General features: G+C 65.5%; 5 protein-coding genes and 1 pseudogene. 3 read left to right on the top strand and 3 right to left on the bottom strand.

Features of this window, described 5'->3' with window-relative positions; translation table 11 throughout:
* Positions 1-7: 7 nt before the first annotated feature.
* Positions 8-1,184, top strand: a pseudogene (locus H7A19_04685) (cation:proton antiporter).
* Positions 1,185-1,602: 418 nt separating this feature from the next.
* Here H7A19_04685 and H7A19_04680 read toward each other — a convergent pair.
* On the bottom strand, positions 1,603-3,177 hold the full coding sequence (locus H7A19_04680) for a DUF853 family protein (protein MCP5474118.1): 1,575 nt from the start codon (positions 3,175-3,177) through the stop codon (positions 1,603-1,605).
* A 719-nt stretch (positions 3,178-3,896) separates the two neighbouring features.
* Positions 3,897-8,003 carry a mechanosensitive ion channel gene (locus H7A19_04675; protein MCP5474117.1) on the bottom strand — a complete coding sequence of 1,369 codons (4,107 nt, stop codon included), beginning with the start codon at positions 8,001-8,003 and terminating at the stop codon, positions 3,897-3,899.
* A gap of 163 nt (positions 8,004-8,166) precedes the next feature.
* On the opposite strand from H7A19_04675, the gene H7A19_04670 reads away from it, so the two are divergent.
* The gene (locus H7A19_04670) at positions 8,167-8,805 is read left to right on the top strand and encodes a response regulator transcription factor (protein ID MCP5474116.1); all 639 of its coding nucleotides are present in this window, start codon (positions 8,167-8,169) and stop codon (positions 8,803-8,805) included.
* A 552-nt stretch (positions 8,806-9,357) separates the two neighbouring features.
* Here the strand turns inward: H7A19_04670 and H7A19_04665 are convergent.
* Positions 9,358-12,510 (bottom strand): Rne/Rng family ribonuclease, encoded by a 3,153-nt coding sequence (locus H7A19_04665; protein MCP5474115.1) that lies wholly within the window; start codon positions 12,508-12,510, stop codon positions 9,358-9,360.
* A 379-nt stretch (positions 12,511-12,889) separates the two neighbouring features.
* Here H7A19_04665 and H7A19_04660 point away from each other — a divergent pair, with 379 nt between their 5' ends.
* Complete coding sequence (locus H7A19_04660) at positions 12,890-14,059, top strand: RluA family pseudouridine synthase (GenBank protein MCP5474114.1); 1,170 nt, start codon at positions 12,890-12,892, stop codon at positions 14,057-14,059.

The following is a 14,059-nucleotide window of genomic DNA, read 5'->3' as shown; positions in this document are numbered from 1 at the left end:
TTGGCCCATGAACACCGCCGAAGTCTTCCTGATTGCGCTGACGATCATCTTCGCCGCGCCCTATCTGATCTGGCGGCTGGGGCGCACCGAATACTGGGCGCCGCTGGTCGTGGTCCAGATCGTCACCGGCATTGTGCTCGGTCCGGGCATGCTGGGATCGATCTTTCCCGACTATTACGCCTTCGTCTTCGATGCGCCAGTGATTGCGGCCCTGAACGGCATCGCCTGGTGGGCGGTGATGCTGTTCGTGGGCATTGCCGGCATCGAGCTGGATCTGCATCAGGCCTGGCGCTACAGGCGCGAGAGTGGAATCACCGCCGGGCTGGCCTTTGCCTTGCCGCTGCTGCTGGGCAGTTTGGCGGGCGCCGCGCTTGCTGTATTTCCCGGGATGGATTGGCGCCCGTGCACAGCACTGGCAGTTCATGCTCGGCATCGGCATGGCCTGCGCGGTCACGGCCTTGCCGATCCTGATCCTGTTCATGGAGAAACTGGCGATCCTGCGCCAGCCCCTGGGCCAGCGGATCCTGCGCTATGCCAGTCTCGATGACCTGGCGGTGTGGGCGGTACTGGCGCTGATCCTGCTGGACTGGGATCGGGTCGGTCGGCAGCTGCTGTTCCTCATCGGATTTACCGTCATCGGCTTCGGATTTCGCCGCTTGATGCGCAAGGTGCCCGAGGCAGATCGCTGGTATCTGGCGCTGATCTGGCTGGCGCTGGTGGGATTTGCCGCTGACTGGTCCGGACTGCATTTCATGGTCGGCGCCTTCCTGGCCGGAGCCATCATGGACAGCCACTGGTTCCATCAGGAGCGCATGGACCTGCTCCGCAGCCATGTGTTGCTGGTACTGATGCCGGTGTTCTTCCTCAGCACCGGCCTGCGCACGCAGTGGCAGGTGGGTGGGGCTGCGGTGTTCCTGGCAGCAGGTGCACTGTTGCTGGTGTCGGTGAGCGGCAAGCTCGCCGGCGTGCATCTGGCCGGCCGCATCCTGGGCTGGCCGGCCGGACAGGCCAGCGTGATCGGCTGGCTGCTGCAGACCAAGGCCCTGATCATGATCATCTTTGCCAATGTGCTGCTGGACAAGGCCATCATCAGCAACGAGACCTTCACCGCGCTGCTGATCATGGCGGTGCTCAGCACCATGCTGACGGTGCCGATGGTGACGCCGCGGCTGCGGCGGGTGTAGCGGGCTCGGCTCGCTGTGGGAGCGGCTTCAGCCGCGATCAGGGCTTCGTTGCAGGTTGGAGCTCGCGGTCGCGACGCGGCAGCGAAGACCGGAAACCGTGTCGGGCTGTATGCCAGAAGCCGAACGCAGAGAACGCAGAGATGCGCAGAGAACGCGGAGAGAAGCAGATCGGTCTTCAATGAGCCTTTCTCTGCGTTCTCCGCGGCCCTCGGCGTTCTCCGCGTTGAGGCTCCTGCCCGCAACTACTCGACAGGGTCCGATGGTGTCGTATCCCCTTGGTGACCGTCGCGACGCAAGGTCGCTGCTACGAAGATACGGACGCCTGGAGCGACCTCGCGTCGCGACCGGCGCAGACGCCGACCCATCGGGACATCAATCACACCGGCGATCGCGGACAGAGTCCGCTCCCACAGGTGGGCTATTTGCGGGTCAGCGCACCGAGGATGCCGCGCAGCAGCTGCCGGCCGAACTGGCTGCCGACCGAGCGTGCCACCGACTTGGCGAATGCCTCGCCCACGCCTTCGCGCTGGCGGCCGCGGGAAGCCGGCTTGGCGGCGGGTGCCGGTCGTGGCGCGGCCGGGGCCCGCGGCCGCGGCGCAGGCGCCGGGGCGGGCGGTGGCGTTTCGGGCTTGCCCCAGGGCCAGTTCAGCGACCAGCCGCCACCGTCCGAGGCCGGCACCTCGGGCGCTGCTGGCGCTGCCGCGGGAGGTTCGGCGCGCTGCTTGAGTACCTCGTAGGCGGATTCGCGGTCTATGGCCTCATCGTATTTGGTGCCGATCGGGCTCTGCGCGCGCACCGCCTGGCGTTCCTCCTCGGTGATGGCGCCGATGCGGCAGCCCGGCGTCAGGATCCAGGCGCGCTCGACCATCTCCGGTCGGCCGCCCTCTGTCAGAAATGACACCAGCGCCTCGCCCACACCCAGCTCGGTGATGGCCGCGACCACGTCCAGCTTCGGGTTCGGTACGAAGGTTTCGGCCGCGGTCTTGACCGCCTTCTGGTCACGCGGCGTGAAGGCCCGCAACGCGTGCTGCACGCGGTGTCCGAGCTGGCCGAGGATGTCGTTGGGGATGTCATCGGGGTTCTGGCTGCAGAAATACACGCCGACCCCCTTGGAACGGATCAGCCGCACCACCTGCTCAACGCGCTGCACCAGCGAGGGCGGGGCGCCATCGAAGAGCAGATGCGCCTCGTCGAAGAAGAACACCAGCCGTGGCTTGTCCAGATCGCCGACTTCCGGCAACTGCTCGAACAGCTCGGACAGCAGCCACAGCAGGAAGCTGGAATACAGCTGCGGTTTCAGGATCAGCTGCTCGGCGCTCATCATGTTGATCACCCCGCGACCTTGCGGGTCGATGCGGAAGAAATCCTTGAGCTCGAAGGCCGGCTCGCCGAAGAAGGCGCGGGCCCCGACATCCTCCAGTCCCAGCAGCGCCCGTTGCACCGCGGCGATCGAGGTGCTCGATACCAGACCGAATTCGGCCGAGATGCTCTTGGCGTTCTCGGAGACGTAGTTGAGCATCGCCCGCAGATCCGGCAGATCGATCAGCAGCAGGCCTTCCTGATCAGCCACCCGGAAGACCACGTTGAGCACGCCCGATTGCACGTCGTTCAGATCCATCAGCCGCGCCAGCAGGATCGGCCCCATCTCGGTGATGGTGGTGCGCAACGGATGGCCGTTCTTGCCGTAGATGTCCCAGAACACCACCGGATTGGCGCCCGGTTTCCAGCTGTCCTCGATACCGAGCATCTTCAAGCGGTTGCGGAGCTTGTCGCCAAGCACGGCGGCCTGCGACAGGCCGGCCAGATCGCCCTTCACGTCGGCCAGAAACACCGGTACGCCCTGCTTGGAGAATTCTTCGGCCAGCAGCATCAGCGACACGCTCTTGCCGGTGCCGGTGGCACCGGCGATCAGGCCGTGGCGGTTGGCGTACCTGGTCAGCACCGAGAGATCACGGGAACCGCGCGCGATAGGAATCAATCCGGGAGTTGTCATGGCCTGGGAAAGTTGCTGCAGAGAAGTCCCTAGGCTATCGGTGATTGCGGCAAAAAGGGAAATGAAAGTGCGTTGGGGGGGGGACGAGGGCACGAGGGCACGAGGGCGCGACGGCAGGAGGGCAGGAGGGCAGGAGGGCAGGAGGGCAGGAGGGCAGGAGGGCAGGAGGGCAGGAGGGCACGAGGGCACGAGGGCGCGTGAAGCCGAGGGCCTGAGAGCGGGACGACCAGACGGCAAGAGAGCACAGCCCACCTCAGCGTCTTTGCGAGGAGCGCAGCGACGAAGCAATCCAGGGATTTGTGAGCGCGCATCTGGATTGCTTCGCTGCGCTCTCCATGAACCCATATCGCAAGTCGTTGATTTGCTGTTGTAGGTCACGTTGCTCGCGTAGCGAGCTACGTGACGCAATTGGATGTCACGTAGTCCGCTGATGCGGACAACATGACCTACGACGGCGGGTTCATGGCCGGTGGGCAGCATTGGGCCGATACAGGTGGCTCGCAATGACGCCAGTATGATGGAAGATGCGTCGCGCCCTCGTGCCCTCGTGCCCTCGTGCCCTCGTGCCCTCGCGCCCTCGGCTTCACGCGCCATCGCGCCCTCGGCTTCACGCGCCCTCGTGCCCTCGCGCCCTCGGCTTCACGCGCCCTCGCGCCCTCGTGCCCTCGTGCCCTCGCGCCCTCGCGCCCTCGGCTTCACGTGCCCTCGTGCCCTCGGCTTCACGTGCCCTCGGCTTCCCGAGCCCTCTCGCCCTCGTCGACGGCCTTCTTCGCCGTCGGGCGATGCAGATGCAGATCCAGCTGCGGGTAGGCGATGCTGATGCCGAGGCGCCGGAAGCTGTCGATGATCTGGGCGTGCAGGTCGTCGCTGACCCGCAGGCGGTCACCGATTTCTCGAACGAAGCAGCGCAGTTCGAAACTCAGCGTGCTGTCGGCCAGGGCCATGAACAGTGCTGCCGGTGGCGGGTCAGCCAGCACCGCCGGATGCTGCTGCGCCAGCTGCAGCAGGGTCGAGCGCACCAGGGCCGGGTCGGAGTCGTAACTCACGCCCACCTTGATGATGATGCGGGTGGTGGTGTCGCTGAGCGTCCAGTTGACGAAACGCTCGGTGATGAAGGTCTTGTTGGGGATGACGATCTCGCGATTGTCGAAATCGGCAATGGTGGTGGCGCGGGTGCGGATGCGCCGCACCGTGCCGGTCAGCTCACCGATGGTGACCACATCGCCAACCCGGAATGGGCGCTCGAACAGCAGGATCAGGCCAGCGACGAAATTGCCGAAGATCTCCTGCAGGCCAAAGCCCAGCCCCACCGAGAAGCCGGCGGCCAGCCATTGCAGATGGCCCCAGCGCAGGCCCAGAAAGCTGAATACCGCCACCAGCAGGACAAAGGTGATGACATAACGGGTGACAGCAACGATGGCATAGCGCATCGAGGCATCCGCCAGAAAACGCTCCAGCAGCATGATTTCCAGCAGGCCGGGCAGATTCCTTGCCGCACTGATGCCCAATACCAGCGTGATCAGCGCCAGACTCAGATCTGCCAGCGACACCGCCCGCATCTGGGCTGCGCCATCGACCATCTCGCTGGTGTGCCAGAGCACGATCCGATCAAGCAGGGTGAAGGCCGGCGCCACCTCGGCCAGCGACCAGGCCAGTCCGAGCACCAACAGCAACACCGTGAAGGCACGCAACAGTCGCCGCGACTGCGAACTGGCCAGGCGCACGTCGACGCTGTCCTGGACGAGCTCGGGTGCGTCCAGATTGGCGCCGCCGGCATCTCCCTTGTCGGCTTCCCCGGCCTGCGCCTGTCTGGCCAGGGCAAGGCGCCGTTCACCCAGCATCAGCCAGCGCAAGACCAGGCCGTGTGCGAGGCTGACGGCCAGCAGCACCGCCAGCGTGCTCAGGCTGAGCTTCAGCAGCAGGGCTGAGGTCAGCACGAAGCCGAACAGAGGCAGTGCCGCGAGCATCAGGAAAGCGAGCGTCAGTCCCAGCCGCAGGGCGCGCTTCATGCCCGACTGATGTCCCGGGCTACCGCCGCGTGTCGACAGCAAGCGCTCTGGATGCAGCAGCCACCAGCTGATGGCCGCCAATGACAGATGCAGTATCACCAGCACCATGCGCAACAAGGTGCCATTGGCGCTGTCCAGGTCGCGCGCAAAGCAGACGCTGGCGAGCACCAGCAGGGGAATGAACGCCAGATAGAGGAAGGAGCGCAGCCGCAGGATCGCTGCACGACGAGCGCGCGGCCAGCGCAGATGCGCCTGGGCCAGACCGTTGTCGCGGCACATGGCGATGGTCAGCGTCAGGACGTACAGATAGGGAGCGATGGCGCTGAGCGCTCTACCGAGGCTGTGGGTGAAACGGCCGCCGGCGCCCACGCTTTGCAGGATGTGTCCGAGCATGAGCATCAGCAGCATCATCGGTGCCGCGCGCACGGCCGTCAGCACCAGTGCACGCATCGTGTAACGGTAACGGTCCTCGCGCACCCTGCGCAGATTGTCGGCCAGCTGCTTCAGCGCCCGGTCGATGCGGCGGCGCAGCAACACCAGGACCAGAGGCAGCAGCAGGCCAGCGATCCACAGCGGATTCTCGGGCAAACGGTCCAGGATCCTTTCGGCGACATGACGCCAGCGCGTCGGCTTGAGCAGGTCCCGCCATTGCTCCCAGAGTTCCCCCGTCCAGCGCAGACTGACCGGCGGGTGGCTGGGCACCCACAGCAGATTCTGGTCCAGCAGCGCGGTGAGTTGTCCGGCGCTGCCGATGAGTTGCTCAAGCTGCGTGTCGGCGTCGCCCAGCAGCTGGGTCAAGCGCAGATACTGCTGCTGCAGGCGTGGCAGCAACTGCACCCGCAAGAGCAGCAGATCCGTGAGCTGGGCCTTGCGTTCCGGTGCCAGCGGCGGCTCGGAATCCGCTTCCGCCAGGCGTTCCGCCAGCGCGCCTTGCACGCTGGCAAGCGCATCGCGTTCCTCGGAAAGGGCGATCTGGGCCAACTGGGCCTCGGCCGCCTCCGCGCGCATGTCCAGTTGCTGGGACCGAAGCGCGGCCGTGCTGGGCAGTTTGCGGCGCTCGGCCATCAGCACCTTGCCGATCGAGTCGGTAATGCCACCGATCTTGATACGGGCCTGAGCGTTGCTCAGCGACAGGCCGGTGCGATTGGTCTGCGTGGTCAGGGCCTGCACCCGCTCTCGCAGCTCAGCGATCCGCTGGGTCAGGGCCAGCAGTTGTTCGGCGCTCTCGAGATTCTCCCGGGCGAGATCGCGCAAGGGCGCAGGCGAATTCTCATGAAGTTCGGCTTGCGCCTGAAGGCGCTCGATCTCGGTGCTCAGTTCATTGTTGCTGCGCTCTGCAATCAGCTGCTCCAGTGTCGCCACGCGCTCGTTGCGGTCACTGAGATCACGCGCCAGATTCTGCTTGCGCGCCTCGGCGCCTTCGAGCTGCAGGTCGAGTTGGCTCTGCTCAGCCAGCAACAGCGCCTGACGCGCACGCAGCGCGCGCAGATCGGCCATCTTGCCCAGGCGCTCGATGCGCTCCTCCAGTGTGCCGCCTTCCTCGCCGGGGGACAGGGAGTCGATACGTGCGCTCAGTTCGCTCAGTTCCCGTCGGAGCGGGCCGGGACGCTGCTGCCACTCATTGCTGGCGTTGGTGGCCTGGGTCAACTTGTCCTGAAGCGCGGTGCGTGCAGCCTGCTCGGTGGCCAACAATTGTTCCAGATCGTTGACCGAGGCCCGCTGGGGCAGACTGCCGCGCCAGCGCAGCAAATCCTCGGCCCGGGCCTGCTGCTGATCAGTGGCTTGTGCGCGCTCGATATCGGCAGTGGCTGTCTGTGCATCGGCGCTGAGGGCAGCGATTCGCGCGATACTGGCATCGGCCTCGCCATCACGGGCTTGAGCGCTGTCAATCTGCGCGAGTGCCGCGCTCCGTTGCTCCTCGTCCCAGTCCTTTCTGGAAGCCACTTCGGACTTGAGCAGAGTGATCTCGGCAGACACTGAGGCCGGAATCGGCACCGCAGGCGCCAGGGCGATATCGGCAGATGAGCGACCTTCCCAGCGCGCGCGCAGAGCGGCTTCTTCGGCCACGGTGATGCTGGCCAGCGCCTGATCCAGCACGCGCTTGAGATCCGGCAAATCCGGACGTATGCCAAAGGCCAGATCGGCTTCCAGACCAGGCTGACCCACCACCCGAAGTGCGCGCTTCAAACCGCTGCGTTGCATCGCGTGGTCGGCACTGAGAAGATCGCCGATGTAGACATCAGCACGTCCTTCGGCCACCTCCAGGAGGGCCGCTCGCACGCTCGGCGCGGCTTGCAGCTCCGCATCAAAGCCGGCGTCGCGCAGCAGCTCTGCCCAGACATGCCCTTGGACCACCGCGATACGACGCTCTCGCAGGGAATCCAGATCGACAACGGAGTCGGCCTCGGCGCGTCCGATCATGGCCGCCGGCAGATGCAGATAGGGCCGGCTGAAGAGCATCTCGCTGGCGCGACGATCGGTGGCGAATACGCTGGTCAGCATCTCGACGCCGCCGCTCTTCAGTTGCTCACGGGCGGAATCGAAGTTGTCGGCGCGCCGGATATCGAAGCGCAGACCGCTGCGCCTTGAGATCAGTTGCAGCAGATCGGCAGACAATCCGACATGGCGCCCATTGGCATCCAGCGAATCCAGCGGCGCCAGATCAGGGTCCGGTGCCACCCGTACGGATTGCTGGCGTTGCACCCAGGCCTGCGCTTGCTGGTCGAGAACGTCCTCGGCCCACGCTTGATGGCCCGGCAGCGTCAGGACCAGGCAGTGCAAGGCGAATACCAGGTACCGGAGGACGTTGGGTCGCATGAACTCGGGAGCTTGTGGGCGGGGAGGAAGGCGCCAAGCATAGGGCACCGCCGGGCCCGCATACGGCCAGCATTTTTCTGCCTGGGTCAGGCATCTACGCGGATTTCACACGGGTGATCGATTCGTGCAAACTTGCACCAGAGCGAATCACCGGAGCGTTGCCATGACCATCCGAGTTGCGATCGTCGATGACCACGCCATCATTCGGGTGGGATTTCGCGGAATGCTGGCCGGCGATTCGGGTATCGAAGTCATTGCCGAGGGCGAATCAGGCGAGCAGGCGTTGCAGATCGTGCGCGAATCCGCGCCGGACGTATTGATCCTGGATGTGAGCATGCCCGGCATCAGCGGTGTGGAAGTCACCCAACGCCTGGCCCGGAACAAATCTCGCACGCGCGTGGTGATCGTCACCATGCACAGCGACGGGCCCTTGCCTCGCTTGCTGCTGGAAGCAGGCGCCAGCGGTTTTCTCACCAAGAACTGCAGCGAGGAGACCCTGCGGCGTGCAGTCCGCACCGTGGCTGCGGGTCAACGCTTCATCGACCATGACATCGCCCAGCGTCTGGCCCTCGCGGCGACCAGCGGCGAGCAATCACCTCTGGACCGTTTGACCGCCCGTGAACTGGGGGTGGCCTTGATGCTCGGGCGCGGCGTGCGCTCGGTGGACATCGCCGAGCGACTGCACATCAGCGAGAAGACCGTCCACACCTACAAGTCGCGTATCTACGACAAGCTGGATGTCGATACCGAATCGGCATTGACGCTGATGCTGCTGCGCTACGGCTTGCTGACCGAGGCTTGAGAGCGGGGCAGGGGGCAGGGGAAGAGCGTGCACCGCTGCGTTGCCATCCGACGCGGCAACCTAGCCCGCATTTCTCACACCTGCGCGAGCAGATGCCCCCAATTCCCTAGCGGTACAAGGCGATTCCGAGGCGCGCACCAGTCACAGAGTGTTTGGCCGCATCTGCCCGCTTTGCGGCCCTCGCTCGTTCTTTGCGACTATCGCTGCGTTGCTCCTCCTCGCAATGGAATCACCATTCCTCGTCGTCGCGCCTTGCGCTAGTCGCAAAGCCCTGCGCGATCTTCCGCAACAGGTGGGAGAAATGCGGGCTAGCAAGGAATGCAATTCAGGTTGGCCCACAGGGCCTGTCTGAAAACGGCGACAGGCCAGGAGCGTCACGTAGCCCGCTGCGCGGGCAACATGACTTACGACAGGCAATTTGCCGGCTCTGGTGCGTTGGCCCGCAGGGCCTGCGTGACGGCACCGCTACATTCTTCGCCACAGCGCCGGCGCACCGCCTCGTCCATGATCACCCGGAACGCGCCAGGCGCGTTCCGGGCTCATAGCGGTCGATCAGCTGTTGCGGCTGTCGTCCGATGTCGGCGCCGGGGCAGCTTCGGTGTCAGCAACCGAGTCTTCGGCGGCTTCGGCCGTAGCCGCTACCACGGCTTCCTCTTCCTTGTCCGCTTCCGGCTCGTCGGCCACCACGGCCGCGACGCGCTGCGATGCCTTGGAGAACAGATCGCCCGATCGCGGAGGCGGCGGGGTCACGGGTGCCTTGGGCGTCGGCTCTGCGGATGCGGCAGTCGGGGTCGCCTCAGCCTTGACAGCCACTTCAGCGTCAGCAGTTGCCTTCGACGGTGCCGGTGTGTCCGTGGACAGCGCAGCTGGCGTCGGCTCTGCAGCGACTGGCTCGAGCGCGGTCGGGGCCGCTGCTGCAGCCACGTTCGCAACAACGGTCGGGCCTTGCGCCACCACCGGTACGGGCTGGGTGTCGGCCAGTTTCGGCTCGGGCTGAGACGGGGCCGTAGACTCGGGCGCGGCTTCAGCAACCGCTGTCGGGGCCGGCTCGGCCTCCGCGGGTGTTGCGATCGCGGCTTCTGCTGGCACCACGGGGGGATTCGCGACAGCGGCGGATTCCGGCATGGCAGCGGCTTCTGACTGGCCAGACGTCGCGTCAATCGCCGGGTTTGCCTCGGACTCAGGCGCCGGTACCGGCGGCATCTTGTGTGTGATGTCGGTGCTGGTGGACTCGGTGGACTCGTCCGACTCCGATTCGTTGTCTTCGGACCAGTCGCTTTCGGCATCGGCGGCCGCCGGATTCTCGGCTGTTCCAGCCGCGTTGCCTTCCTCGCGACGACCACCGCGGCGACGACGGCCACCACGGCGACGGCGCTTGCGTGGCGCGCCTTCTGCTGTTGCGCCTTCACCCGTGGCTGCGGTGGGTGTGGCCGTGCTTTCGCTCACCGAAGACGCGCTCGCATCGGTGGCCTGATCTGCCATCACGTCTGCGCCCAGTACACTCGCGGCGGTAGCGGTCGCCGCTGCTGCCAGCAGGGCGTCGTCGCTGGTGGCCGGTGCGGCCTCAGGCTTTCTCGGCTCGCCCCGTTGGCGCTGCGGCCGGTCCTGCCGCCGCGATGGCTGCTGCGCTGCAGCCGGGTCACGGCTCGCCTGCGCTTCGCCGCCCGTGGCTGGCGCCGGCTGCTTGTTCTGCTGCCTGGGATCCTGGCGCTGGCGATCGCCGCGCTGGCGCTGCTGTCGGTCGCCGCGACGATCAGAGTCCGCTGCTGCCGGACTGGCCGCAGCGGTCTCGCTGCGTTCCTTGCGTTCGCCACGGTCGGATCGATCGGAACGATCCGGGCGATCCCCTCGGCGACCGCGGTTGCGGTCACGGTCGCGGTCGTTGCGCTGGGAACCGCGGTTGTTGCTGCCGGCGCTTCCGCTCGCACTGGATTCTTCGCTTTCCGGCTTGGTGTCGGCTACGGCCGTGTCGGCAGCGGGTGCTGCCGAACGCTTGCGCAGCCAGCCCATGAAACGCGCCACCAGGCCCAGATGCTGCACCGGCGCCGGGATCTCCGCTGCCGGTGCGGGCTGTTCCTCGACGGCAGTGCGCACCGGTGCCGGCATCTGCGGGCGTATGCCGCTGACCGCAGGTGCTTCTCCCTGGGCCTCGGTGCCGCCGCCGGCCATGGCCTTTTCCATCGCCACCGAAGCCGGCGTCTGTACTCGGGCGTAACTCGGACGGGGATTTTCCTCGACCTCCGAGGCTCGCACGCGCTGAATCTCGAATTCCGGGGTTTCGATGTGCTCGTTGCCAATGACGATCACCGGCGTCTCGTGGCGCTGCTCGATGGCACTGATGGCCGCGCGCTTCTCGTTCAACAGGTAATTGGCAACTTCAGTCGGCACCTGGACCACCACCTGCCCGGTGTTGTCCTTCATCGACTGCTCTTCGATCAGGCGCAGGATCGACAGCGACAGCGATTCGACGCTGCGGATGCGGCCGTTGCCGGAGCAGCGCGGACACATCATCGCGCTGGATTCACCCAGCGACGGGCGCAGTCGCTGGCGCGACAGCTCCAGCAGGCCGAAGCGGGAAATGCGGCCGATCTGCACGCGGGCTCGATCCAGCTTCATGGCATCGCGGATGCGATCTTCCACTTCGCGCTGGTGACGCTGGTTTTCCATGTCGATGAAATCGATCACCACCAGTCCGCCGACGTCGCGGATGCGCAACTGGCGAGCAATTTCTTCGGCGGCCTCAAGGTTGGTATTGAAGGCCGTTTCCTCGATGTCACCGCCCTTGGTGGCGCGCGCCGAGTTGATGTCGACCGCGGTCAGGGCTTCGCCCGGATCGATCACCAGCGAGCCACCGCTGGGCAGCCGCACCTGGCGCGAGAAGGCGCTCTCGATCTGACTCTCGATCTGGTAACGCGTGAATAGCGGGATCGAATCGTTGTAGAACTTGAGCTTGCGCAGATTCGGCGGCATCACCTGCTGCATGAAATCGCGCGCTTCGTTGTAGACCTCTTCGCTGTCGACCAGGATCTCGCCCACGTCGCTGCGCAGATAGTCGCGCAGGGCACGGATGATCAGCTTGCTCTCCTGGTAGACCAGGAAAGGCGCCGGACGCGACTTGAAGGCCCCATCAATGGCCTGCCAGAGTTGCGTCAGATAATTGAGATCCCACTGCAGTTCTTCGGCATCGCGACCCATGCCCGCGGTGCGCACGATCAGGCTCATGCCATCGGGCACTTCGAGCTGATCCATGGCCTCCTTCAGGGCCTGCCGATCCTCGCCCTCGATCCGGCGCGAGACGCCACCGGCATTGGGGCTGTTCGGCATCAGCACCAGATAGCGGCCAGCCAGCGAGATGAAGGTGGTCAGGGCGGCGCCCTTGTTGCCACGCTCTTCCTTCTCGACCTGCACCATGATCTCCTGGCCTTCGCGCAGGATTTCACGGATGTTGTTCTTCAGGCTGGTGCCCTCGGCAAAGTATTGCCGCGAGATTTCCTTGAGTGGCAAAAAGCCGTGACGATCGCCGCCGTATTCGACGAAACACGCCTCAAGACTGGGTTCGACTCGGGTGATACGAGCCTTGTAGATATTCGATTTTTTCTGTTCCCGTGAAGGAATTTCCAGATCGAGATCGTACAGCGACTGGCCATCGACGATGGCTACACGCAGCTCTTCCGGCTGCGTGGCGTTAATCAACATTCTCTTCATTTTTATTGTTGCCCTTGCCGCTCAACCACCGCGACCCTTCTTTCCGCTGAGGCCGCAACCGACTTTGCCATTGGCAAAAGCGTGGGCGGCGCCTGGAATGTGAAAGGCGAGGCGGGAGCGCGCTTACAAATCCTTGGGTTACGCAAGGCCCCATGCGGGGTCTCGGGTCCTCCGTCCGACGGCTCTATACTCTAGCTTCCCTGGACGGTTCCTTGCCCTGGCCCCTGATGGGTGGCCAAGACGCGGACCGCCCGATCATAACAAGCTCAGGCGGCGGAAGCATCCTCAGCGTTGGAAAGCGACTATGCGCAAGAGTTCCAGGCCTGCCGGGCGGGGTGCAACGCCGCCAGCAAAGGGTGCGAAGGGCAACAAGCGGGTGATGAACGTCACTGGCAGCCGCGCCGGACGCTCGTCAGAGCCGCGCAAGTCGCCTTCCGGGCGGGTTGCCGCGGCAGCCAAGGACGGCCCGGCACGCGAGCAGTCACGCAAACCGTCGGCCAGGTCTGTCTCGCGAAAGCCAGAATCCGGCCGCACAGCGCGCCCAGAGACGCCGCGATCCCGATCTCTGCCGGCGGCGTCGCCTCGGCCCGCGCCCGCCCCGGCGCCGCCTCCCGAGCCCGTGGCCGTGCGTATCGAGACGGTGGACAGCGAGCGCGCCGGCCAGCGCATCGACAACTTCCTGGCCTCACGCCTGAAGGGTGTGCCCAAGAGTGCCGTCTACCGGGTGCTGCGCACCGGCCAGGTGCGGATCAATGGCAAGCGCGCCAAACCCGAACAGCGCCTGGAAGCCGGCGATCTGGTGCGCATCCCACCGCTGCGGGTGGCTGAAGCGGGCGAATTGGCCGCTCCCTCGGAGGGCTTGCGCGACACCCTGGCCGAACGCATCGTGTTCGAAGATGGCGAATTTCTGCTGCTCGACAAGCCCAGCGGGCTGGCGGCCCACGGCGGCAGCGGCATTTCCCTGGGGGCCATCGAGGCCATGCGCGCCATCCGCCCCACCCAGAACATCGAACTGGTGCATCGCCTCGATCGCGACACCAGCGGCTTGTTGCTGCTGGCCAAGAAGCACAGTGCACTGCGCCGATTGCAGGCGCTGATCCGCGAAAACAAGGTGCAGAAGCGCTATTTCGCCCTGATTGCAGGTTCTCCCAAACAGGAACGCTTCGAGGTCGACGCCGCACTGCACAAGAACCAGCTGCGCGGCGGCGAGCGCATGGTCGAAGTCAATGAGGACCTGGGCAAGGCCTCGCTGTCACGCTTCAAGGTCATCGAGCGCTATGCCGACGCCACCCTGGTCGAGGTCGAAATCGTCACCGGCCGCACCCACCAGATCCGCGTACACGCCCAGCACATCGGTCATCCGCTGGCCGGCGATCCCAAGTATGGCGACGAGAACTTCAACAAGTTGATGAAATCCCGCGGCCTCAAGCGCCTGTTCCTGCACGCCCACAGCCTGCGCTTCCCCTGGGGCGACAGCGGCGACGAGCGCCAGTTCAATGCGCCGATGGGGCCGGATCTGCGCGCGGTGCTCGACAAGCTGGGGCGCTGA

Source organism: Rhodanobacteraceae bacterium (assembly GCA_024234055.1).
In the GTDB taxonomy this organism is placed as follows: domain Bacteria; phylum Pseudomonadota; class Gammaproteobacteria; order Xanthomonadales; family SZUA-5; genus JADKFD01.
The sequence above is the reverse complement of the archived record's forward strand: the minus strand, read 5'-3'. Positions and strand labels throughout refer to the sequence as shown.

Bases quoted from the DNA above. Each gene is read 5' to 3' on its own strand.
- H7A19_04675 (MCP5474117.1), bottom strand. From the start codon at position 8,003: ATGCGACCCAACGTCCTCCGGTACCTGGTATTCGCCTTGCACTGCCTG.
- H7A19_04665 (MCP5474115.1), bottom strand. From the start codon at position 12,510: ATGAAGAGAATGTTGATTAACGCCACGCAGCCGGAAGAGCTGCGTGTA.
- H7A19_04680 (MCP5474118.1), bottom strand. From the start codon at position 3,177: ATGACAACTCCCGGATTGATTCCTATCGCGCGCGGTTCCCGTGATCTC.
- H7A19_04660 (MCP5474114.1), top strand. From the start codon at position 12,890: ATGAACGTCACTGGCAGCCGCGCCGGACGCTCGTCAGAGCCGCGCAAG.
- H7A19_04670 (MCP5474116.1), top strand. From the start codon at position 8,167: ATGACCATCCGAGTTGCGATCGTCGATGACCACGCCATCATTCGGGTG.